Here is a 23,104-nt window from a genome sequence, read left to right on the forward strand (position 1 = left end):
CTCTCGATATCGAGAGAACGGGAGGATCCCCCGTTCTTTCGGAGGGGGTCGCGGGGCACACCGCGCGCACGGGCCGGCTCGGTAGTCTCGGTGCATGGTTGATGCGCTCGACGACTTCTACGCCGTGATCCCCGCGGGAGGTGTCGGCAGCCGCCTCTGGCCGCTGTCTCGTGCGGACGCTCCCAAGTTCCTCCACGACCTGACGGGGTCGGGGCATTCCCTCCTGCGGGACACGTGGGATCGCCTCGAGCCCCTCGCCGGGGCCGATCGCATCGCCGTGGTCACGGGCCGTGCCCACCGTGCGGCCGTGGAGGATCAGCTCCCCGGCATCCCCGACCGCAACGTCTTCCTCGAGTCCGAGCCGCGCGACTCGGCGGCGGCCATCGGCCTGGCCGCCGCGATCCTGCACCGGCGCGAGCCCGATGTGATCATCGGCTCGTTCGCCGCCGACCACGTCATCCGCGGGACCCGCGTGTTCGAGTTCGCGGTGCGCGACGCCGTCGAGGTCGCGCGCGAGGGCTACATCTGCACCGTCGGGATCACGCCCTCCGAGCCCGCCGTCGGATTCGGCTACATCAAGCGCGGCCAGGAGCTCATCGTCGACGGGGCGCGGGATGCCTCGCTCGTCGAGCGCTTCGTCGAGAAGCCCGACCTCGAGACCGCCCGCGCCTACCTCGCCGACCGCGACTACCTCTGGAACGCGGGGATGTTCATCTCCCGTGCGGACGTGCTCCTGGCCGAGATCGAGGCGAACAACCCGGCGCTGCATGCCGGCCTCCTCGAGCTCGCCGAGGCATGGGACGACCGCGAGCGGCGCGGCCCGGTCGTCGACCGGGTCTGGCCGACCCTGCCGAAGATCGCGATCGACTACGTCGTGGCCGAGCCCGCCGCCGACAAGGGCAGGCTCGCCGTCGTGCCGGGGCACTTCGACTGGGATGACGTGGGGGACTTCGCGAGCCTCGCGAAGCTCAACTCGGGGGGGCGCAAGAACGATCTCGCGATCCTCGGCGAGAACGCCCGCATCCTCTCGGACGCGGCCAGCGGCATCGTCGTCAGCCACACGACGCGCGTCATCAGCCTCATCGGCGTGAAGGACATCGTCGTCGTGGACACCCCCGACGCCCTGCTGGTCACGACGAGCGAGCACGCGCAGCGCGTGAAGGGCGTCGTGGACGCGCTCAAGCTCACGGGCCGCGGCGACGTCCTCTGAGAGGCAGGATGCCGGTGGCGTGACGCATTGATTGCGTCTTTGTAACCATTTCGGTTCTGCCGCGTGAGCAACGTGCAAATCGCGCGTCACATTGCGACACTTTGTCGGTGCGCCCGCGAAATCCGCGGGCATATCAATGTGGAGGCTGCATTGACCATCTCGACCACCAAGAAGCTCGCGGGCATCAGCGCCGCTGCCGGGCTCATCATCGCCCTGGCCGGTTGCGGTTCCGCGCCCGACGCATCGACCTCCGGTTCCGCCGGGGCCGGCGCCGCCGCTGACTTCAAGCCCTGCCTGGTCTCCGACGCGGGCGGCTGGAACGACAAGTCGTTCAACGAGTCCGCCAAGAACGGCATGGACAAGGCGGCGGAGGAACTGGACGTCAAGCCGCTCGAGTTCGAGTCGACCAACGACAACGACTACGCGCCCAACATGGAGACCGCCATCAGCGAGGGCTGCTCGCTGATCATCTCGGTCGGCTTCAAGCTGGCCGCGGCGACCGTCGAGGCGGCCAAGGCCAACCCCGATCTCGACTTCGCGATCATCGACGACTACGCCGACACCGACTTCGACGGCACGACCGATGCCCCGAACATCAAGCCCCTCGTGTTCAACACGGCGGAGGCGTCCTACCTCGGCGGCTACGCCGCGGCGGCCTGGTCCGCTCAGGCGGGCGTGAACAAGGTCGGCACCTTCGGCGGCATGCAGATCCCGTCCGTCGCCGTGTTCATGGACGGCTACGAGCTCGGCGTCAAGAAGTACAACGAGGACAAGGGCGCGAACGTCCAGATCGTCGGCTGGGACAGCACCTCGCAGAAGGGCTCCTTCACGGGCGGCTTCGACGCGAACGACACCGCGAAGCAGACCGCGCAGGGTGTCCTGGACCAGGGTGTGGACGTCATCCTCCCCGTCGGTGGTCCCATCTACAAGAGCGCTGCGGCGGCCATCGCCGACAGCGGCAAGGACACGCTCATGCTCGGCGTCGACAGCGACCTCGCGGTCGCTGACGACTCGGTCGCGAGCATCACCCTCGTCTCGATCATGAAGGCCATCGACGTCGCGGTCTACGACACGACGATCGCCGCCTCCAAGGGCCAGTTCGACCCGACCCCGTACGTCGGCACGCTGAAGAACGAGGGCGTCAAGCTCTCGAGCTTCCACGACTTCGAGTCGAAGCTGCCGGCCGGTCTGACCGACGAGCTGATGAAGCTCCAGGAGCAGATCATCGACGGCACCATCACGGTCGAGTCGAAGAACTCTCCCGCCGGTTCCTGATCCGATCGGCGATCCCTCGGGGCGAGCGGCCACAGGCTGCTCGCCCCGAGGTCCGTTCGGTCGCCTCCCCACCCGATTTCGACCCAGGTAGGGTTCATCTATGAAGCTCGAGCTCCGCGGAATCACCAAGAGATTCGGCAGCCTCGTCGCCAACGACCACATCGACCTGGTGGTCCAGCCGGGAGAGATCCACGCTCTCCTCGGCGAGAACGGCGCCGGCAAGTCCACCCTCATGAACGTCCTGTACGGTCTGTACCGGGCCGACGAGGGGGACATCCTCCTCGATGACGTGCCGCAGCACTTCCGCGGGCCCGGCGACGCCATGGCGGCCGGCATCGGCATGGTGCATCAGCACTTCATGCTGATCCCCGTCTTCACCGTGGCCGAGAACGTCATGCTCGGCCACGAGCAGACGAAGGCGCTCGGTCGCCTCGATCTGGCATCCGCCCGCCGACATGTCCGCGACGTCGCGGAGCGCTTCGGCTTCGAGATCGACCCCGACGCTCTCGTCGGCGACCTGCCCGTGGGCGTGCAGCAGCGCGTCGAGATCATCAAGGCGCTCTCGCGCGACGCCAAGGTCCTCGTGTTCGACGAGCCGACCGCGGTGCTCACGCCGCAGGAGACCGACGAGCTGATGGCCATCATGCGCCAGCTGCGCGATGAGGGCACATCGATCGTGTTCATCACCCACAAACTCCGCGAGGTGCGCGAGGTCGCCGACCGCATCACCGTCATCCGCCTCGGCACGGTCGTCGGGGAGGCTTCGCCGACGGCCACCAACAGCGAGCTGGCCTCCCTCATGGTCGGCCGCGCCGTCGAGCTCACCGTGCACAAGGATGCGCCGAAGCTCGGCGAAGGGGGGCTCGAGATCCGCGGACTGCGGGTGCTCACCCCCACCGGCGCGATCGTCGTGGACGGGGTCGAGGTCGACGTGCGCCCCGGCGAGGTCCTCGCCGTCGCGGGCGTGCAGGGCAACGGCCAGACCGAGCTCGTCGAGGCCATCGTCGGCCTCGCCGCGCGCGTCGAGGGGTCGATCCGACTGGGCGGGACCGAGCTCGTCGGCAAGAGCGTGCGCGACATCCTCGACGAGGGCGTCGGCTTCGTCCCCGAGGACCGCAAGGAGGATGGACTGGTCGGCGCCTTCTCGGTCGCCGAGAACCTCATCCTCGACCGCACCTCCGACCCCGCGTTCGTCCGCGCCGGCACCATCCGCCGCGCCGCGCTGGACGAGTTCGCACGCGACCGCATCCGCGAGTACGACATCCGCACGCAGGGTCCGCAGACGCCGGCGGGCACCCTCTCCGGCGGCAACCAGCAGAAGGTCGTCATCGCGCGCGAGATGAGCCGGGACCTGCGCCTGCTCATCGTCGCCCAGCCGACCCGCGGCGTCGACGTCGGCTCCATCGAGTTCATCCACAAGCGCATCATCGAGACCCGGGACGCCGGCGTCCCGGTGGTCGTCGTCTCGACCGAGCTCGACGAGGTGACCGCCCTCGCCGACCGCATCGCGGTCATGTACCGCGGGACCGTCGTCGGGGTCGTCCCCGGCGGCACGCCCCGCGACACCCTCGGCCTGATGATGGCCGGCGCAACCGACCCGGAGGTGACCGCATGAGCGGGACGACGCCCGGCGCCGCGGACGCGGCCCAGCCCGTGGAGGAGCTGCCCCGCGCCGACGGCCCCCTGACGGGGCAGGACCAGCCTGCGACGCGTTCGGGGATCTTCCTCAAGGAGCTCCTGCGCGGCAGCGCCGTCACGACCTTCCTGGCGATCGTCCTGGCGATGATCGTCGGCGGCATCCTCATCGCCATCACGAACGAGGACGTGCAGGAGGCCTCCGGCTACTTCTTCGCCCGCCCCGGCGACACGCTCGTCGCGGCATGGCACGCCATCACCGGCGGCTACGAGGCGCTCTTCCGGGGGGCCGTCTTCAACGCCAAGGGGAACTCCTTCGCGGCCCAGATCCGCCCCCTGACCAACTCGCTCGGGTTCGCCGCCCCGCTCATCGCCGCCGGCCTCGGCGTCGCGCTCGCCTTCCGCGCGGGCCTGTTCAACATCGGCGCGCGCGGCCAGATGCTCGTGGGGGCGATGTTCGCCGGCCTGTTCGCGTTCAACCTCGACCTGCCGCTGTGGCTGCACCTGCCGATCACCCTCGTCGCCGGCATCGTCGGCGGCGCTCTCTGGGGCGGGCTCGTGGGTCTGCTGAAGGCCAAGACCGGCGCGCACGAGGTGATCCTGACGATCATGCTCAACTACGTCGCGTTCTATCTGCTGCTGTGGATGCTGCGGACTCCCGGCCTCCTGCAGGCACCGGGGAGCAATCAGCCGCAGAGCCGCCCGACGCCCGCGACCGCCCAGTTCCCCGACCTGCTCGGTCCGCTCTTCCCGTCGCTGGACTGGGGCTTCGTCGTGGTCGTCCTGGCGACCGTGTTCGTCTGGTGGCTCATCGAGCGGTCGAGCCTCGGCATGCGGCTGCGCGCGTTGGGCGAGAACCCGCACGCGGCGCGGGCCGCAGGCATGAACGTCGACCGGCTGTACGTCTACGCGATGCTGTTCGCGGGGGGCCTGGCCGGCCTCGCCGCGATGAACCAGATCCAGGGCAACGTGACCACCGGGTTCGCCGCGACGATCGACGCCGGCATCGGCTTCGACGCCATCACGGTGGCGCTCCTCGGCCGGAGCCGCGCATGGGGGACGTTCGCCGCCGGCATCCTGTTCGGGGCGCTGAAGGCCGGATCGTTCTCCATGCAGGCGCAGGGCATCCCCGTCGACATCGTGCTCGTCGTGCAGTCCCTCATCGTCCTCTTCATCGCCGCGCCGCCGCTCCTGCGGGCCATCTTCTTCCTGCCGAAGACGGATGCCGAGAAGGCCGCCAAAGCGAGAGACAAGGCAGCGAAGAAGGCGGTGACCGCATGAGCGCGTCCGTTCACGGCGACGCGGTCGCCCAGGTGCAGCAGACCGACGGGACGATCCGTCTCGCCGTCGCCAAGCAGCGCCACTTCAAGGGGACGATCGTGCTCGCGATCGCGACCGTCCTGCTCGCCCTGCTGTTCCTTCTCGTCCCGCGTGACGGCGTGTCCACCTTCCACCTCGGCGACTCGTCGCAGTCCTTCGCCCTGCCGAACGTGCAGGTGCCGACGGCGCTCACCTGCTGGATCGTGTTCGCACTCCTCGTGCTGCTGACCGCGCTGTCCTCCTGGTACGCGTGGAACTATCGCGCGCAGCCGCTGTGGCTCACGATCGTGTTCGCCTTCCTCGGCGTGTTCGCCTTCCTGGTGTGGGCCGGTGCGGGGGGACTCGTCCCGGTCTCGAGCCTGCTCGTCGGATCGGTGTCGCTCTCGGTGCCGCTCGTCTTCGGCGCGCTCGGCGGTGTCATCGGGGAGCGCGTCGGCGTCGTCAACGTCGCCATCGAAGGTCAGCTCCTGCTCGGCGCGTTCTCGGCCGCGCTGCTCTCCAGCGCCACCGGGAACCCGTTCGTCGGCCTTCTGGGTGCGATGGTCGGCGGCGTGCTCGTCGCCTTCGTCCTCGCGGCGTTCGCGATCAAGTACCTCGTCGACCAGGTCATCGTCGGTGTCGTGCTGAACGTGCTCGTGACGGGCCTCACCGGGTTCCTCTACGGCGCGCTCCTCGCGCCCAACGAGAACGAGCTCAACCGTCCCATCCGCTTCGAGCGCATCAAGATCCCGGGTCTCAGCGAGATCCCGGTGATCGGCCCGGTGCTCTTCAACCAGACGATCATCGTGTACCTGATGTTCATCGCCGTCGCCGTGGTCGCCTGGGGCCTGTACCGCACCCGGTGGGGGTTGCGTCTGCGCGCCGTGGGGGAGCACCCGCAGGCCGCGGACACGGTCGGCATCAAGGTGAACCCGTCCCGGTTCTGGAACGTGCTGCTGGCCGGCGCGATCGCCGGCATCGGCGGTGCGTACTTCACCCTGGTCTCCGTCCCCACCTTCACGAAGGACATGACCGCGGGACTCGGGTTCATCGCGCTGGCGGCGGTCATCTTCGGCCGCTGGGACCCGATCCGCGCGACCCTCGCAGCGCTGCTGTTCGGGTTCGCGACGAAGCTGCAGGACCTGCTCACGGTTCTCAAGACGCCGATCCCGAGCGAGTTCATGCTCATGCTGCCGTACGTGGTGACGATCCTCGCCGTCGCCGGATTCGCGGGACAGATCCGCGGGCCCGCGGCATCCGGCAAGCCCTACATCAAGGAGTGACCCCTCTTCCATGACGGACATCGATTGGGACGAGCTGCGCCAGGCGGCCACCGAGGCGATGGAGCGCGCCTACGCGCCCTACTCGCGCTACAAGGTGGGCGCGGCCGCGCTCGTCAGCGACGGCCGGATCGTCTCCGGCTGCAACGTCGAGAATGCCTCGTACGGCGTCGGCCTGTGCGCCGAATGCGCCCTCGTGGGCGACCTCCACATGTCGGGCGGCGGCGAGCTCGTCGCGTTCGTGTGCGTGAACGGCCTGGGTGAGACCATCATGCCGTGCGGCCGGTGCCGCCAGCTGCTCAACGAATTCGCCCTGCCCGGCATGCTGCTCGAGACGGTGTCCGGGATCCGCACGATCGACGAGGTGCTGCCGGACGCGTTCGGCCCTCGGGACCTGGAGGCCGCACGATGACCCCTGACATCACGCCCGCCCCCGAGGGGTCGGTCGAGCCGTTCGACGCCGTCGACGTCATCCGCACCAAGCGCGATGGGGGCGTCGTCCCCGAGGACGCGCTGCGCTGGATGATCGACGCGTACACGCGCGAGTACGTCGCCGACTCGCAGATGGCCGCGTTCGCGATGGCGGTGCTCCTCAACGGCATGACGCGTGACGAGATCCGCGTGATGACGGATGCCATGATCGCGTCCGGCGAGCGGATGAGCTTCGCCGGCCTCGGCAAGCGGACCGTCGACAAGCACTCGACGGGCGGCGTGGGGGACAAGATCACCCTCCCGCTGGCCCCCCTCGTGGCATCCTTCGGCGTCGCCGTGCCGCAGCTGTCGGGTCGCGGACTCGGTCACACCGGCGGCACCCTCGACAAGCTCGAGTCGATCCCCGGCTGGCGCGCCGCGCTGTCCAATGACGAGATGTTCGCGCAGCTGGAGGGGGTCGGCGCGGTCATCTGCGCCGCCGGGTCCGGGCTCGCGCCCGCCGACAAGCGGCTGTACGCGCTGCGCGACGTGACCGGCACCGTCGAAGCGATCCCGCTCATCGCCTCGAGCATCATGTCGAAGAAGATCGCGGAGGGGACCGATGCCCTCGTCCTGGACGTGAAGTTCGGCTCCGGAGCCTTCATGCGCGACGTCGACAAGGCGCGCGAGCTCGCCCGCACGATGGTCGCCCTCGGCACCGACTCGGGCGTTGCGACGACCGCGCTCCTCACCGACATGAACTCCCCGCTGGGCCTCGCCATCGGCAACGCCAACGAGGTGCGCGAGTCGGTCGAGGTCCTCGCCGGCGGTGGCCCTGCCGACGTGGTCGAGCTGACCGTCGCGCTGGCGCGCGAGATGCTCGCCCTCGCGGGCCAGCCGGACGCCGACGTCGAGAAGGCCCTGCAGGACGGGCGGGCGATGGATGCCTGGCGCGAGATGATCCGCGCCCAGGACGGCGACCCCGACGCCCCGCTGCCGACGCCCCGCGAGACCCACACGGTGACCGCGAGTGCCGGCGGCGTCGTCGAGCGCCTCGACGCCCTGCCGTTCGGCGTGGCCGCCTGGCGTCTGGGCGCCGGGCGCGCCCGCGCGCAGGACCCCGTCGTCCACGCGGCGGGGATCGACCTCCATGTGCGACCCGGCGACGAGGTCGCGCCCGGACAGCCGCTGTTCACCTTGTCGGCGGAGGATGACAAGCGCTTCGCGCGCGCTCTCGACGCCCTCGAGGACGCCTACGCGATCGGCGCGGATGCCCCGGCGTCCACTCCGCTCGTCCTCGAGCGCATCACCGCCTGATCGCCCCTGACATCGGTCCCTGAGCTTGTCGCAGGGCCACCCGCACTCCACCCGAAGGAGCACCCCATGGCCATCGAACAGCACGGCGACGCCCGGATCGAAGGCGTCTCGATCCGTTCGCTCCCGAAGGTCTCGCTGCACGACCACCTCGACGGTGCGCTGCGGCCGCAGACCATCCTCGAGCTGGCCGACGAGATCGATCTGGATCTGCCGACGGACGACGCCGAGGACCTCGCGGACTGGTTCGAGGAGCAGAGCGACTCGGGGTCGCTGGTGGAGTACCTGAAGACCTTCGACCTCACGACGGCGGTCATGCAGAGCGCCGACGGTCTCCGCCGGGTCGCGCGCGAATTCGTCGAGGACCTCGCCGCCGACGGCGTGATCTACGGCGAGGTGCGCTGGGCGCCCGAGCAGCACCTCGCCGGGGGGCTGACGCTCGAGGATGCCGTCGAGGCGGTGCAGGAGGGCCTCGAGGAGGGCGAGGACGCGGTCTCGGGAACGGGTCGCGACATCCGCGTCGGTCAGCTCATCGCCGCGATGCGGCACACCGACCGGTCCCTCGAGATCGCGGAGCTCGCCGTCGCCTTCCGGGGGCGCGGCGCCGTCGGGTTCGACATCGCCGGCCCCGAGGACGGCTTCCCGCCCTCGAACCACCGTCCGGCGTTCGACTACCTGGCATCCCAGTTCTTCCCGGTGACCGTGCACGCGGGGGAGGCGGCCGGGCTCGCCTCGATCCGCTCGGCGCTCATCGACGGCCGCGCTCTGCGCCTCGGACACGGGGTGCGGATCGCCGAGGACCTCGAGGTCGTGCAGCAGAAGGGCGACGAGGTCCTCGTCACCTTCGGCGATCTCGCGCGGTGGGTGCGCGACCGGGAGATCCCGCTCGAGCTCTCGCCCTCATCGAACATGCAGACCGGAGCGGTCGCGAAGTGGGGGACGACCCTCGAGGATCACCCCTTCGACCTGCTCTACCAGCTCGGCTTCGCCGTCACGGTCAACGTCGACAACCGCACCATGAGCCGGACGTCGCTGACCCGCGAACTCTCCCTGCTGGCCGAGACCTTCGACTATCGCCTCGAGGATCTCGAGGCCTTCCAGCTGAACGCCGCCGCCGGCGCCTTCCTGTCGGTCGAGGAGCGCGAGGAGCTCATCGAGCTGATCGGCGAGGGCTTCGGCGGCTGACCCGGGGATTCCGGGTCGGGGCCGGTGACGGGGCCGTCAGCGGATCGTGGCGGCGAGGTCGCCCACCTGCTCGGTCACGACGGCGCGGACCTGTGCGTCGGTCGCAGTCGGCGTGCCGTCGCCCGGCTGTGGTCCGTAGTCGCCGAACGAGGCGTGCGAGGCGCCCGGGATGACGACGAGAGTCGCGCCGGTCGGGAGGAGCGGCCGTGCCGCGTGGACCTTCTCGGGGGTCGACAGCCCGTCCTCCGTGCCGGTGATGCTCAGCGCCGGCAGCGATGATGCCGAGAGGTCGTTCGCACAGTACGAGCCGAAGAGGACGAGCGCGTCGGCATCCGATGCCAGCTGGCACGCGCGGACGCCGCCGAGGGAGTGGCCGCCCACGATCCAATGGTCGGTGTCCGATGCGAGATCGGTGAAGCTCGACAGAGGCCGCAGGTCGAAGAAGGCCAGGTTCAGCCAGGGTTTCGTGATGACGACGGTCATCCCGTCCTCGGTGACGAGTCCGGACAGGATCGACGCATACGCCCACGCGTCGACCTTCGCGCCGGGGATGAACACCAGCCCGACGCCGACGCGCTCCTGCCCTGCACCGGCGGGGGCGAGGACGATCGCGCCGCCTTCGTCGCTGATCGCGATCCGCTCATCGGCGCGGACGGCGGCCAGAGGCTCGGGTTCAGCGCCCATGACCCCGACCTGACTGTAGACGAGGATGCCGACGACGGCGGCGACGATGAGGCCGCCGAGGATCCCGAACGTCCAGCCGAGGACGCGACGCGCGCGGGATCGGGGGCGTTTCGGCGGCACGCCGTCAGTCTACGTGCGCCCCGTCCGCACCGGTCCGCGAGCGCCTGCGGAGAGGCGCCCGCGGACCCGGGTCAGAGCGACGCCTGGCGGGCGCGAACCGCGTCGAGCACGGGGGCGAACAGCGGATGCCCCGGCTCGAGGCCGGTGACGGCCGCGGTGAACGCCTCGGCATCCTCCGTGCGGAGCCGCTCCTGCATCTCGACGGACTGCGGGTCCTCCGCGTCGTCGAAGGCGAGGGCGGCGCCCATCGCGGCGACGAGGGCGGCCGTGGACAGGCCCCGTTCGGCGGCACCGGCGGCGGGGCCCACGAAGCGCTCGTGTCGGGAGAGCTTGCGCAGCGGCTGGCGCCCGACCCGCTGCGCGGTGTCGGGGAGCGCCGGGTTCGCGAAGCGGCGGAGGATGGTGGCACGGTAGGCGGCGAGGTCTGCCGCATCCAGCCCGTGCACCGCTTCCAGGAGGGCCGAGGTCTCCTCGAGAGTCGCCTCGACGCGCGCCGCGATCTCCGGGTCGGCGAGGGCGTCCGAGATCCGTTCGATGCCGGCCTGCGCGCCGTAATACGCCGTCGTCGCGTGCCCGGTGTTCACGGTGAAGAGCTTGCGCTCGATGAACGGGGCGAGGTCGTCGACGAAGTGCGCGCCGGGGATGTGCGGCGGGTCGTCGCCGAAGGGACCACGCTCGATGGCCCACTCGAAGAACGGCTCGACGGTCACGTCGATGCCTTCGCCCGGCGGCTGAGCGGGGACGATCCGGTCGACGGCCGTATTGGCGAAGACCGCGCGCGCCGCGAGCCCATCCCACCCGTCGCCCGCCTGGTGGCGGACCTCGTCGTGGAGCAGGTCGGTCGCGCCGATCGCGTTCTCGCACGCCATCACCTGCAGCGGCGGACGGGCAGGGTCGCGCAGCGCGAGACCGGCGAGGATGTGCGGGGCCACGAACCGCAGGACGCTCGGGCCGACGGCGGTCGTGACGACGTCGGCCGTGGAGATCTCGTCGGCGACCGCCGCGGGATCCGCCTGACTGTCGACCGCGCGGAACCCCGTCACGACCTTGTCCGTGCCTCCTTCGCCGACTTCGTGCACCGTGTACTCGTCGGCGGCGTTGAGGGCGTCGACGAGGGCGGTCGCGACATCGGAGAACACCAGCTCGTATCCCCCCTCGTGCAGGAGGAGCCCGACGAATCCGCGGCCGATGTTGCCCGCGCCGAAGTGGACGGCTTTCATCTCACGACCTCAATCGTTCACGGAGCCGAGCAGGGCGAGGAGATCCTCGGGGCTGTCGGCCGCCTTCAGGCGCTCGACCTCGTCCTCCTCGGAGAAGATCAGGGCGATCTGCGACAGGATGTCGAGGTGCTCGTCGCCCTTTCCGGCGATGCCCACGACGAACGTCACGTGCTCACCGTCCCAGTCCACGCCGCCGTCGTAGCGGACGAACGACAGGGCCGAATCGAGGATCGCGTCCTTCGTCTCGTTCGTGCCGTGCGGGATCGCGAGCTCGTTGCCCATGTAGGTGGACACCGTCATCTCCCGCTGGCGCATGGCGTCGAGGTAGGCCCCCGTCACCGCCCCGGCATCCTGCAGGATGCCGGCCGCTTCCGCCATCGCGTCTTCCTTGCTGGCCGAACCCGAGTGGATGCGGATCTGTCCGAGGCCCAACACGCTCATGGTCTCTCCTTCTGGATGTCTGGGGAATGGTCCGCGTGGGCCGGGGAGAGTCCCCGGCCCACGCGTGGCGGTCAGCTCTCGTGCTGATCACGGATGAGGTCGACGACCTCTTCGTACTTCGGCGAGTTCATGAAGTTGTCGACCGACACGTGCACGGCGTCCGGGGTGCGCCCGCGGGCGCGATCCGTCAGCTGCTGCTGCGTGATGACGAGGTCTTCACTGCCGTCGAGGTTCGCGATCGCCTTGTTAGTCACCGAGACGTCGCCGTACCCCGCCTTCTTGATCTTGTTGCGCAGGACGCTGGCGCCCATCGCGGACGACCCCATCCCGGCGTCGCAGGCGAACACCACGTTCTCGATCCGCCGGGTCGCCGAGAGAGCGCCGGTCGCGATCGAATCCGCCGCGAGGTCCGCCTGGACGGGCGCCTGACCGGCGCCGACCGCGGCGTTCGCGGCCGCACCCGAACGGAGACCCGCGAGCGCCTCGGAGGACTTGCCCTTGTTCGCCGCGGTCTTGTCGACGGCCGCCTCGAACTGATCCTGCGCCAGCAGGTCGCGCTTGCGCGAGGCCCGCAGGATGATCCCGGCGACGAGGAAGGTCACCGTCGCAGCCAGCACGACCGACAGGAGCACCACGAGCAGGTTCGGCACGCCCGCCGCCACCGCGGCGGCGCTGACGGCGAAGATGCTGCCGGGGGCTGCGGGGAAGACGAGTCCGCCGCCGAGCAGCATGTTCGTGGTGACGCCGGTCATTCCGCCCGCGATGAGGGCGAGGATGAGGCTCGGCTTCATGAGCGCGTACGGGAAGTACACCTCGTGGATCCCACCGAGGAACTGGATCACCGCAGCGCCGGGCGCGGATGCGCGCGCCGCGCCGATCCCGAACACCGCGAAGGCGAGGAGGAGGCCGAGACCCGGACCGGGGTTCGCCTCGAGGAGGAACAGGATCGACTTGCCCTCGGCCTCGGACTGCGTCAGACCCAGCGGGGTGAGCACGCCGTGGTTGATGGCGTTGTTCAGGAACAGCACCTTCGCCGGCTCGATGAGGATGCTCGTGAGGGGCAGCAGGTTCAGCGAGACGAGCCAGTTCACCGCAGAGCTCAGCACCGTCATGAGGCCGTTCACCAGCCAGGCGATGGGGTAGAAGCCGATGATCGCCATCACGAAGCCCCAAATGCCCGCGGAGAACATGTTGACGAGCATCTCGAAGCCGGAGCGGACCTTGCCGTCCCACAGCGCGTCGAGGCGCTTCATCGACCACGCCGCGAGCGGGCCGAGGATCATCGCTCCGATGAACATGTGGACCTGACCGAGCTCACTCGCGTCGGGGTTGGCGGCCAGGGCGGCGGCGTTGAACTGGGCGATCAGCAGGTCGGACCCGGCGATCGCGCCCATCGTGGCGATGATGCCGACGACGCCACCGCGCTGCTTGTAGACCATGTAGCCGCCGGTGTAGCCGATGACCAGGGGCAGCAGGTAGTGGATGAAGGGACCGACGATGGTGGATAGGTCGGCGTTCGGAGTGAAGCCCTTCGGGATGAAGAACATCGTGAAGATCCCCCACGCGATGAGTGCGGGGATGTTGGGCATGATCATGCCCGAGAGGAAGGTGCCGAATCGCTGGACCGCGACCCGTGCACCTCCCGCGCGAGGTGTCGGTGTAGACGCCGTTGTCATCTGTCTCTCTCTTTCGGGTATGCCGCGGCTATGCGGCGTTCTCGGCCGCCGCCTGTGCGGCCGATCGGGCGGATGCCGCATCGTCTGCGGCGAGGGCGGCGGCGGCGATGCGCTGCGCGTCGGCCAGGGTGTGCGTGAGGAGCGACGCGCGCACATCGGCCAGGGCGGTCGGGGCCATCGAGAGCGTCGTGGCCCCCATACCGACGAGGACGACGGCGAGCAGCGGATCGGCGGCGGCCTCGCCGCAGATGCCGACCGGCTTGCCGTTGGCCTTGCCCCCGTCCGCCGTCGCCTTGATCAGACGCAGGACCGCGGGATGCCACGGGTCCTGGAACGAGGCGACCGACCCCAGCAGGCGGTCGGCGGCCATCGTGTACTGCGTGAGGTCGTTCGTGCCGATCGAGGCGAAATCCGCGATCGCGAGCACCCGGTCGGCCAGGAGCGCCGCGGAGGGCACCTCGACCATGACCCCGGCGATCTTGATCTCGTACTCCCGCGCGATGGAGACGAAGTACTCCGTCTCCTCGACGGTCGCCACCATCGGCGCCATGACCCACAGGTCCGCGTCGGTCGCCTTGTCGGCGTTCGCGAGCGCGGTCAGCTGCTCACGGAGGATGTCCTCGCTCGCGCGCAGGGCGCGCAGGCCGCGCAGGCCCAGCGCCGGGTTGTCCTCGTGGGCGTCGTTGAGGAACGCGAGGGGCTTGTCGGCCCCGGCATCCAGCGCACGGACGACGACCTTCTTGCCGGGGAACGCCTGCAGCAGCTCGGTGTACGCGGCCGTCTGCTCGTCGACGGTCGGCGCCTGCGTCGAGGAGAGGAAGAGGAACTCGGTGCGGAAGAGGCCGACGCCCTCGGCGCCGAGCTCGACGGCCTCGGCGGCGCCGCCGGGCTTGCCGAGGTTCGCGAGGAGCGGCACGGCCGTGCCGTCCGCGAGGGCGCCCGGAGTGAGGGGGGCCGAGGATGCCGCGGCGCGCGCGTCGGCGCGGTGCTGCGCCTGAGCGAGTTCGTCCTCACTCGGGTCGGTCGTGACGACGCCCTTCGCGGCGTCCACGATCACCGTCTCGCCGTCGGCGAGGCCCTTCGCCGAGGCCGCGCCCACGATGGCCACGATCGACTTCTCGCGCGCGAGGATCGCGGTGTGGGAGGTGGGGCCGCCGTCGGTCGTGATGAGCGCGAGCACCTTGTCGAGGTCGAGGAGCGCGGTGTCGGCCGGGGCGAGGTCCTTCGCGACGAGCACGAACGGGTGGCCCGGGTCGGGCACGCCGGGGGCCGGCAGGCCGCGCAGGCGCGCGATGACGCGCTGCGCGACGTCGTCGAGGTCGGCGGCGCGCTCGCCGAGGTAGCCGCCCATCTTCGCGAGGGTGTCGCGGAAGCTCGCGAACGCGTCCGAGACCGCGAACTCGCCCGTCTTGCCGGCGGAGGTGCGCGATTCGACCTCGGCATCCAGAGTCGGGTCCTCGGCCATCATCGCCTGCGCTTCGAGCACCTCGCGCGCCAGGCCGCCGGCCTTCGACCCGCGCTCCTCGAGCTCGCGGGCGACGACCTGGACGGCCTCGCGCACCCGTGCGAGCTCCTCGGCAGGGGTCAGCGTCGACGGGGTGTCGGCGGGGGCCGGCAGCGGCTCCGCCATGCGGGCCACGGGCCCCTGGGCGACGCCGAGGCCGATGCCCACTCCGCGCAGTTCGGTCATGTCCGTAGTCTCCTTCGATCGTTCTCGTGCGTCTGGGTGTCCGAGGCCCGCTCAGGCCTCGTCGTGGTCGGTGGTGAGCAGCTCAGCGAGGCGGTCGAGGATCTCGACAGCCTGGTCGCCGTCGGTCGTGAGGGTGACGTAGTCGCCCTTCTCCGCCCCGAGCGAGATCACCCCGAGGATGCTGGCGGCGTTCACCGGCGTTCCCGAGCCCTTGGAGATCGTCACCGGGATGCCGGCGTCTTTGACCGCCTGCGCGAAGAGCTTCGCGGGGCGGGCGTGCAGTCCGTTCGACGATCCGACGCGGATCGTGCGGCTGACCTCGGTCATGCGGGGTTCCTCTCCGTGGGGTTCTCTCGTTCGCGCAGAGCCTGATCGACCAGCGCGAGGGTGCGCGTGCCGTCCATGTCGGTGAACACGTCCGTCGGCATGAGCACGACGAGCGCGTCGCGATGCGACGCTTCACGACGGATGCGGTCCAGCGCATGGTGCAGATGGGGTCCGACGAGCACGACATCCGCGGCATCCAGGTCGATCGGCAGGGACTGCTCCGTGCCGGCGACCGCGCTCATGTCCCGGCCGGCCGCGTGAGCGGCGTGCCGGACGCGTTGCGCCACGAACGTGCTCGACGCTCCCGCGCCGCACACCACGAGGATCCTCATCGATCCGCCTCCATTCCGCCATTCTTGTGAAAGCGCTGGGAAGAGACAACCAGTCTGCCTTCCGCGGGGGCGGAAGAGGGCGGGCTTCGCCGTGGTTGACTGGACCGGTGAGCAGAGCGCGCCAGGACCGGGTGATCGGCGTGCTGGTGCGCAGCGGCGAGTGGGTGACCGCCGCGGAGCTCGCCGACATCGTCGGGGTGACCCCGCGCAGCATCCGCACCTATGTCTCGGCGCTCGGCGCGCGGGTTCCCGGCGGCGCAGTCGTGGAGTCGGGCCCGCTCGGGTATCGGGCCGGCGCGGATGCCGCGGCGGCGCTGCGGACCCAGACCGACGCCGACTCGCCCCGGGAACGGGTGCACGGCATCGTCCGCGCCCTCGCCGCCGATCCGGACGGCATCGACGTGTTCGAGACCGCGGAGCGGTTCCACGTGAGCGCCGCGACGCTCGAGGGAGACCTCGGGCGCGTCCGGGGGCTGCTGGGCGGCAGCGGACTCGTGCTCGAGCGGCGCGGCGCACGGGCGCGACTGCGGGGGACCGAGATGGCCCAGCGTCGCCTGCTGTCGACCCTCGTGCACGAGGAGACCGACGAGGTCGGATTCGATCTGGCCGCCGTGCGCCGCACCCTCGGCGAGGGCTCGATCGGCGCGGCCGTCTTCGGCCCGTTCAAATCCGCGCTCGTGGGCGGGCTGGGCGAGCTCGGGTACTTCGTCAACGAGTTCGGCATCGCCGACGTCATGCTGCACATCGCGATCACCGCCGACCGCGTCGCGCACGGCCGGGCGCTCGAGGTCACGATCGACGTGCCGCCGCCGCCCGCTTACGAGCGGGTGAGCGCACTCGTGGACGGATTGTGCGCGCAGTACCTCGACGTCCGTCTGGGGGCCGGTGACCGTCGTCACCTCGCGGCGCTCGTGATGAGCCGGGTCGTGGCGCCGGGGGCGGGGGAGGCGGCATCCGACATCCGCTCACGTCTGCTGCCGGACGTCGAGGCGGCCGTGCGCGACGTCGTGCAGCGCGCGTCGAGCGCCTACCTGGTGGACCTCGACCACGATGACTTCGTGCTGCGGCTCGCGCTGCACGTCCAGAACCTGCGCCTGCGCGCCCAGGAGCAGGCGTGGTCGCGCAACCCCCTCACCCGATCGCTGAAAACGACCTATCCGATGATCTTCGAGATCGCGGTGTTCATCGCGGACGGGCTGGGAGATCTCCTCGGCATCCCGCTCATGGATGACGAGATCGCCTACATCGCGATGCACGTCGGCGGTCGCCTCGAGCGGAGCCGGCACGCGGGGGCGGTGCTCACGGCGACGATCGTGTGCCCGGGATACTACGAGCTGCACGAGCTCCTGCGCTCGAGCGTCGACCGCTCGCTCGGCCAGGCGGTCGACGTGGTCGGGGTCGAGACGCGGGTGGATCCGGACTGGGACGCCATCGACACCGACCTCATCCTCACCACGATCGATCCGCCGATCCTGTCGGAGCGCATCGTGCGCATCCAGCCCTTCCTCACCGAGAGCGATGTCGAGCGCGTCCAGACCGCCGCCGGTCGTGTGCGCCGGGGACGTCGGCTGGCGCGACTGCGCGCGGAGCTCGGGCGGTACTTCTCCGCGGACGCGTTCGTCGCGCGGATCGACTCCGCGGCGACGCCGGACGAGATCATCCGGTCCCTCGGCGCCCGCCTCGTGGCCCAGGGCGTCATCGACGGCGACTACGTCGAGCGCACGCTGGAACGCGAGCACCTCTCCTCGACCGCCTTCACGGACGCCCTCGCCGTGCCGCACGCGCTCGGGATGACCGCCACCCGGACGGCGATCGCGGTGGGCATCGCCGACCCCTCCGTGAGCTGGGGGGACGGGCGGGTGCACGTCGTCGCGATGGTGGCCTTCTCCGCCAGCGACCGGGAGGCGTTCCAGACCGTGTTCGAGCAGCTCGTCGAGGTGTTCAGCGAGCGCGACAGCGTCCAGCGGATCATCCGCCGCAGCGCCACCTTCGACGCGTTCCTCGACGAGCTCGTCGCGGTCGTCGACGGCTGAGCCCGTCTTCCGCGCTGCTCAGCCACGGCCAGCGTGCTGCTCAGCGCGCGGCGAGCCGCTCATCGAGGCCGCGCCGGACGGCCGGCCACTCGTGCGGGAGGATCGAGTAGACGACCGTGTCGCGGAGCGTGCCGTCGGGGCCGAGGCGGTGGTTGCGCAGGACGCCGTCCTGCTTGGCGCCGAGTCGCTCGATCGCCGCCCGCGACTGTCGGTTGTGCCAGTGGGTGCGCAGCTCGACGGCGATCGCGTCGCACTCCTCGAATGCGTGGCCCAGGATGAGCCGCTTGGCCGCCGTGTTGACCGCCGTCCGCTGCACCGTGGGGGACAGCCAGGTGTGGCCCACCTCGACGTGGAGATTGTGCTGATCGATGTTGCAGAACGTCGTCATCCCCACCGCGCGGCCGCCCGCGACCACGGCGAAGGGGTTCATCCGCCCGGCGTCGCGCTCCGCCAGCCGCCACGCGATCTCGTCGGTGACGGAGGCGGGGACCGACGTGTACCAGGCGTAGTCGAGGCCCTCGCGGGCCGCCTCGAGGTCGCCGGTGTGCGCGGCATCCAGCGGTTCCAGGCGGACGTGGGCGTTCTCGAGGGTGACGGGATCGGTCAGCAGCACAGGATCGAGCCTACGGCGTCCGCGCGTACCGTTCGCAGGATCAGACCACACGATCCGGCGCCGTCCGCGCGCCGGCGCGCGGACGGTGGCTGCCGCGCCGCGGCATCCATCCTGCAAACGGTACGGGTGTGACCCGTGACCGGGCGAGGTCAGGCCTGGGCCGCGGCGATCAGGGCGCGGGCGCCGGAATCGAGCGTGGCGAGCCGCGCCGCGGCATCCTCGGCCGAGGTCCCGCGCACGTCGAGGTACGCCTTCAACTTGGGCTCGGTCCCGCTCGGGCGGACGATCACGCGCGAGCCGTCCGCCAGCCAGAGCCGCAGGACGTCCCCCGGGGGGTAGCCGTCCACGCCCGTCAGCAGGTCCTCGATCCGGTCGACGACGACCCCGCCGATCTCCGCGGGCGGGGAGTCGCGCAGGGCCGACATGATGCGGCCGATGATGGCGGTGTCGGCGACGCGCAGCGACACCTGGCCGGACTGGAAGAAGCCGAATGTCGCGGCGAACCCGTCGAGCACGTCAGCGAGTGTGCGTCCCTCCTCCCGCGCCTCGGCGATCATTCCGAGGATCGCGACCGCGGCGGAGATCCCGTCCTTGTCGCGCACCGTCTCGGGGTTCACGAGGTAGCCGAGCGCCTCCTCGAATCCGAAGACGATCCCCGGGGCTCGCGAGATCCACTTGAAGCCCGTCAGGGTCGCATGGAAGTCCAGTCCGTAGTGAGCGGCCACGGCCTCCAGGCCGGGGGACGACACGAGCGAGCAGGCGAGGGATGCCCTCGCCGACCCGTCCGCGGGATCAGACGCCGCGGCACCCGCCGCGGCCGCGCGCTCGGCGGCGCGCCAGCCGAGGAGGAGCCCCGTCTCGTTGCCGGTGAGGCGGCGCCATCCGCCGTCGGCGCTGTCGTCGGGGATCGCCACGGCGAGGCGGTCGGCGTCGGGGTCGTTGGCGAGGACGAACTCCGCCCCGGCCGCCCGTGCGGTCGCGAAGGAGAGGTCCATCGCGCCCGGCTCCTCCGGGTTGGGGAACGCGACGGTCGGGAAGCGGCCGTCGGGCTCGATCTGCTCCTCGACGACGACGGGAAGCGGATACCCGGCCAGCTGCAGGATGGCGCTGAGCGTCTCGTACCCGACGCCGTGCATGGCGGTGTAGACCCAGTTCATGCCCGCGGCGCCGGCGGGGGCCGGGGCGACGGTCGCCGTCGCGGCGACGTACGCCCGGACGACCGACTCGTCGGCGACCTCGTATTCCCCGCGCGGAATGTCCGCGACGGTCGTCGTCTCCGCGACGCGCTCGATGTGCGCGGCGATCTCCGCATCGGCGGGGGCGACGATCTGCGAACCGTGGTCGTCGCCGCCGAGGTACACCTTGTACCCGTTGTCGTCCGGCGGATTGTGCGAGGCGGTGACCATGACCCCTGCCGCGGCGTCCAGATGCCGCACGGCGAAGGCCAGCACGGGAGTCGGGAGGAGGCGCGGCAGGATCACGGCGCGCAGCCCCGCCCCCGCGAAGATCGCTGCGGAGTCGGCGGCGAACACGTCCGAGTTGCGCCGCCCGTCGTACCCGATGACGACGGTCGGGCGCGAGCCCTCGGCCGCCTTCTCGCGCAGGTACGCGGCGAAGCCGGCCGCCGCCTGCGAGACGAGCACGCGGTTCATGCGATTGCTGCCGGCACCGAGGCGCCCGCGAAGTCCGGCGGTCCCGAACTCCAGCCGCACCCCGAACCGGTCCTCGAGCTCAGCGGACGCCGCGGCGTCCCCGCTCTCGGCGGCGTCGATGAGCGGGGCGAGCTCGGCCCGGGTGTCCTCGTCGGGATCCTGGGCGAGCCAGGCGCGGGCGGCTTCCAGGGGCGATGCAGATGTGCTCACAGCGTGCCGATCACGCGGGCGAGAAGGTCGGAGATGACGGGTTCCGCGGCCTGGCCCGCCTCGAGGACCTCCTGATGGCTGAGCGGGGTCGTCTGAATGCCGGCGGCGAGGTTCGTGATGAGGGAGAACCCGAGGACCTCCATGCCGGCCTCGCGAGCGGCGATCGCCTCGAGCGCGGTCGACATGCCCACGATGTGGCCGCCGATCGTCTTCGCCATCTGCACCTCGGCCGGCGTCTCGTAGTGGGGGCCGCGGAACTGGCAGTACACGCCCTCGTCGAGCGACGGGTCGATCGTGCGTGCGAGGTCCCGCAGGCGCGATGAATACAGGTCGGTGAGGTCGATGAAGGTCGCGCCTTCGAGCGGCGAGTCGGCCGTGAGGTTGATGTGGTCGCTGATGAGGACGGGGGTCCCCGGCGTCCAGGTCTCCTTGATGCCGCCGGCGCCATTGGTGAGCACCATCGTCTTCGCGCCCGTCGCTGCGGCGGTCCGCACGCTGTGCACGACGCGGCGGACCCCGTGGCCCTCGTAGTAGTGGGTGCGAGCCCCGATGACGAGCACGCGCGTGCCGCCCGGGGTGAGGATCGACCGCAGCGAGCCGACGTGTCCGGCCAGCGCCGGGCGGGAGAACCCCGTCACCTCGGTCGCGGGGATCGTCGTGGTCGTCTCGCCGAGCAGGTCCGCGGCCTTGCCCCAGCCGCTGCCGAGGGTGAGTGCGATGTCGTGCTGGGGCACGCCCGTGAGACGCGCGATGTCGGATGCCGCTCGGGCGGCGACCTCGAACGGGTCGGCGGCGGGATCGTCGAGGGGGTTGCTGTACGAGGACATGACCCCACTCTAGAAACACCCGGCGCCCGGAGGAAACACCGGGCGTCCGGAGGTCGGCCGGGAGCCTGGGAGAATGGGGGGATGTCCGCGAGCTTCGTCCATTCCCAGTCGGTCGCCGTCCTCGGCGGCGGCCCCGGCGGCTACGAGGCCGCGCTCGCCGCCGCGCAGCTGGGCGCGGAGGTGACCCTCGTCGAGCGCGCCGGCGTCGGCGGCGCCGCCGTCATCACCGACGTCGTGCCCTCGAAGAGTCTGATCGCGACGGCGGACGCCGCTGTCGCGATCTCCGAGGCATCCGATCTGGGCGTGGAGTTCTTCGCCAAAGGCGAGAGCGGCCGGGCGCTGAAGCCCCAGGTCGCGATCAACCTCGCGGCCGTCAACAAGCGCCTGCTCTCGCTCGCGCGGCAGCAGTCCGACGACATGCGCGGTCAGCTGGTGGATGCCGGGGTGCGCATCATCTCGGGTCACGGGCGCCTCGACGACCACCACTCGATCGTCGTCGCGACCGGTCCCGGCGGGACCGACTTCGACCGCGTCGAAGCGCACACCCTCGTCGTGGCGGTGGGTGCGGCGCCCCGCGAGCTGCCGAGTGCCCAGCCCGACGGGGAGCGGATCCTCACCTGGACGCAGCTGTACGACATGAAGGCGCTGCCCGAGCACCTCATCGTGGTGGGATCGGGCGTCACCGGGGCGGAGTTCGCCTCGGCCTACATGAACCTGGGCGCGAAGGTGACGCTCATCTCCTCGCGTGAGCACGTCCTGCCGGGCGAGGATCGCGACGCCGCCGCCGTGCTCGAGAAGGTGTTCCGCCGCGGGGGGATGACGGTGCTCTCCCGTTCGCGCGCCGAGCGGGTCGAGCGGGTCGGCGACGGGGTCCTCGTGACCCTGTCGGACGGACGCACCGTGGAGGGGAGCCACTGCCTCATGGCCGTCGGCTCGATCCCGAACACGGCTGGGATCGGCCTGGAGGACGTGGGCGTCGAGCTGACCGGCTCGGGCCACATCCGCGTGAACCGCGTCGCCCGCACCTCGGTGCCGAACATCTACGCCGCCGGCGACTGCACGACGTTCGTGCCGCTGGCATCCGTCGCCTCCATGCAGGGGCGGACAGCGGTCTTCCACGCGCTCGGCGACACGGTGATCCCGCTCGAGCGCCGCCGCATCACCGCGAACATCTTCACCGCGCCGGAGATCGCGACGGTGGGGCGGCAGGAGAGGGACCTCGAGACGGGGGCCATCAACGGATACGTGCACAAGCTGCCGCTCGCGGCCAACGCGCGCGCCAAGATGATGGGGATCAGTGACGGTTTCGTGAAGATCGTCGCGCGCGAGGGGTCGGGAACCGTCATCGGCGGTGTGATCGTCGCCCCGCGCGCCTCCGAGCTGATCTACCCCATTGCGATCGCGGTGGAGCGGCGCCTCACCGTCGACCAGGTCTCGCGCGTGTTCGCGGTGTTCCCCTCGCTGACGGCCTCGATCACCGACGCCACCCGCGCGATGCACCAGGTCAACCGCGACGACGACGCCCTCGACTGACCCCGCGCCGGCCCGCGCCCGCTCCGCCGCTCCGGCCCGCCGCCGCGCCCCGCCCCGCCCCGCCCCGCCGAGTGTCCAGGAAACGCGGAGGGAGGGGGATGCCTGACCGCGTGTCTTGGACACTCGACGGGCGGACG

The 23,104-nt window shown here is 70.8% G+C and carries 20 protein-coding genes; 10 read left to right on the forward strand and 10 right to left on the reverse strand.

Annotated elements, in window-relative coordinates:
* Positions 1-94: 94 nt before the first annotated feature.
* The 8 genes from J0P97_RS08830 (at position 95) to J0P97_RS08865 (ending at position 9,609) form a co-directional block, all read left to right on the forward strand.
* Positions 95-1,210, forward strand: a complete 1,116-nt coding sequence (locus J0P97_RS08830) for a mannose-1-phosphate guanylyltransferase (RefSeq protein WP_215487419.1) — start codon at positions 95-97, stop codon at positions 1,208-1,210.
* 150 nt (positions 1,211-1,360) lie between these two features.
* On the forward strand, positions 1,361-2,485 hold the full coding sequence (locus J0P97_RS08835; protein WP_215487420.1) for a BMP family lipoprotein: 1,125 nt from the start codon (positions 1,361-1,363) through the stop codon (positions 2,483-2,485).
* Positions 2,486-2,585: 100 nt separating this feature from the next.
* Complete coding sequence (locus J0P97_RS08840; RefSeq protein ID WP_215487421.1) at positions 2,586-4,100, forward strand: ABC transporter ATP-binding protein; 1,515 nt, start codon at positions 2,586-2,588, stop codon at positions 4,098-4,100.
* Positions 4,097-5,401 (forward strand): ABC transporter permease, encoded by a 1,305-nt coding sequence (locus J0P97_RS08845; protein ID WP_215487422.1) that lies wholly within the window; start codon positions 4,097-4,099, stop codon positions 5,399-5,401. The genes J0P97_RS08840 and J0P97_RS08845 overlap by 4 nt, the downstream gene beginning before the upstream one ends.
* A complete protein-coding gene (locus tag J0P97_RS08850) occupies positions 5,398-6,702 on the forward strand; it encodes an ABC transporter permease (RefSeq protein WP_215487423.1) in 1,305 nt (434 codons plus the stop codon). Before J0P97_RS08845 ends, J0P97_RS08850 begins: the two co-directional genes overlap by 4 nt.
* 10 nt (positions 6,703-6,712) lie before the next feature.
* The gene (locus J0P97_RS08855) at positions 6,713-7,111 is read left to right on the forward strand and encodes a cytidine deaminase (RefSeq protein ID WP_215487424.1); all 399 of its coding nucleotides are present in this window, start codon (positions 6,713-6,715) and stop codon (positions 7,109-7,111) included.
* Positions 7,108-8,427: a thymidine phosphorylase gene (locus J0P97_RS08860; RefSeq protein WP_215487425.1), complete on the forward strand. Its 1,320-nt coding sequence runs from the start codon at positions 7,108-7,110 to the stop codon at positions 8,425-8,427. The genes J0P97_RS08855 and J0P97_RS08860 overlap by 4 nt, the downstream gene beginning before the upstream one ends.
* A 66-nt stretch (positions 8,428-8,493) precedes the next feature.
* Positions 8,494-9,609, forward strand: coding sequence for an adenosine deaminase (locus tag J0P97_RS08865; RefSeq protein WP_215487426.1), 1,116 nt, complete (start codon positions 8,494-8,496; stop codon positions 9,607-9,609).
* A 36-nt stretch (positions 9,610-9,645) separates the two neighbouring features.
* Here the strand turns inward: J0P97_RS08865 and J0P97_RS08870 are convergent, their stop codons facing one another.
* The 7 genes from J0P97_RS08870 to J0P97_RS08900 all read right to left on the reverse strand — a co-directional run bounded on the left by J0P97_RS08870 (position 9,646) and on the right by J0P97_RS08900 (position 16,099).
* A complete protein-coding gene (locus tag J0P97_RS08870; RefSeq protein ID WP_215487427.1) occupies positions 9,646-10,413 on the reverse strand; it encodes an alpha/beta hydrolase in 768 nt (255 codons plus the stop codon).
* A 71-nt stretch (positions 10,414-10,484) separates the two neighbouring features.
* The gene (locus J0P97_RS08875; RefSeq protein WP_215487428.1) at positions 10,485-11,633 is read right to left on the reverse strand and encodes a mannitol-1-phosphate 5-dehydrogenase; all 1,149 of its coding nucleotides are present in this window, start codon (positions 11,631-11,633) and stop codon (positions 10,485-10,487) included.
* A gap of 9 nt (positions 11,634-11,642) precedes the next feature.
* The gene (locus tag J0P97_RS08880; protein ID WP_215487429.1) at positions 11,643-12,074 is read right to left on the reverse strand and encodes a PTS mannitol transporter subunit IIA; all 432 of its coding nucleotides are present in this window, start codon (positions 12,072-12,074) and stop codon (positions 11,643-11,645) included.
* Positions 12,075-12,145: 71 nt separating this feature from the next.
* Positions 12,146-13,750, reverse strand: coding sequence for a PTS mannitol transporter subunit IIBC (locus J0P97_RS08885; RefSeq protein ID WP_215487430.1), 1,605 nt, complete (start codon positions 13,748-13,750; stop codon positions 12,146-12,148).
* Between the two features lie 28 nt (positions 13,751-13,778).
* Positions 13,779-15,440, reverse strand: a complete 1,662-nt coding sequence (ptsP, locus tag J0P97_RS08890) for a phosphoenolpyruvate--protein phosphotransferase (protein WP_215487431.1) — start codon at positions 15,438-15,440, stop codon at positions 13,779-13,781.
* A gap of 51 nt (positions 15,441-15,491) precedes the next feature.
* Positions 15,492-15,767: an HPr family phosphocarrier protein gene (locus J0P97_RS08895; protein ID WP_215487432.1), complete on the reverse strand. Its 276-nt coding sequence runs from the start codon at positions 15,765-15,767 to the stop codon at positions 15,492-15,494.
* Positions 15,764-16,099 (reverse strand): PTS sugar transporter subunit IIB, encoded by a 336-nt coding sequence (locus tag J0P97_RS08900; RefSeq protein WP_215487433.1) that lies wholly within the window; start codon positions 16,097-16,099, stop codon positions 15,764-15,766. Before J0P97_RS08900 ends, J0P97_RS08895 begins: the two co-directional genes overlap by 4 nt.
* A gap of 107 nt (positions 16,100-16,206) precedes the next feature.
* Between J0P97_RS08900 and J0P97_RS08905 the strand changes: the two genes are divergently transcribed.
* Positions 16,207-18,132, forward strand: coding sequence for a BglG family transcription antiterminator (locus J0P97_RS08905; RefSeq protein ID WP_215487434.1), 1,926 nt, complete (start codon positions 16,207-16,209; stop codon positions 18,130-18,132).
* Positions 18,133-18,172: 40 nt separating this feature from the next.
* Here the strand turns inward: J0P97_RS08905 and J0P97_RS08910 are convergent, their stop codons facing one another.
* The 3 genes from J0P97_RS08910 to J0P97_RS08920 form a co-directional block, all read right to left on the reverse strand.
* The gene (locus J0P97_RS08910; RefSeq protein ID WP_215487435.1) at positions 18,173-18,745 is read right to left on the reverse strand and encodes a GNAT family N-acetyltransferase; all 573 of its coding nucleotides are present in this window, start codon (positions 18,743-18,745) and stop codon (positions 18,173-18,175) included.
* A 149-nt stretch (positions 18,746-18,894) separates the two neighbouring features.
* On the reverse strand, positions 18,895-20,607 hold the full coding sequence (locus J0P97_RS08915; protein ID WP_215487436.1) for a phospho-sugar mutase: 1,713 nt from the start codon (positions 20,605-20,607) through the stop codon (positions 18,895-18,897).
* Positions 20,604-21,434 carry a purine-nucleoside phosphorylase gene (locus tag J0P97_RS08920; protein WP_215487437.1) on the reverse strand — a complete coding sequence of 277 codons (831 nt, stop codon included), beginning with the start codon at positions 21,432-21,434 and terminating at the stop codon, positions 20,604-20,606. Before J0P97_RS08920 ends, J0P97_RS08915 begins: the two co-directional genes overlap by 4 nt.
* Positions 21,435-21,515: 81 nt before the next feature.
* Here J0P97_RS08920 and J0P97_RS08925 point away from each other — a divergent pair, with 81 nt between their 5' ends.
* Positions 21,516-22,967 (forward strand): NAD(P)H-quinone dehydrogenase, encoded by a 1,452-nt coding sequence (locus J0P97_RS08925; RefSeq protein WP_215487438.1) that lies wholly within the window; start codon positions 21,516-21,518, stop codon positions 22,965-22,967.
* The last annotated feature ends 137 nt before the right edge of the window (positions 22,968-23,104 follow it).

The sequence above is a fragment of the Microbacterium flavum genome (assembly GCF_018717645.1).
Lineage (GTDB): Bacteria > Actinomycetota > Actinomycetes > Actinomycetales > Microbacteriaceae > Microbacterium > Microbacterium flavum.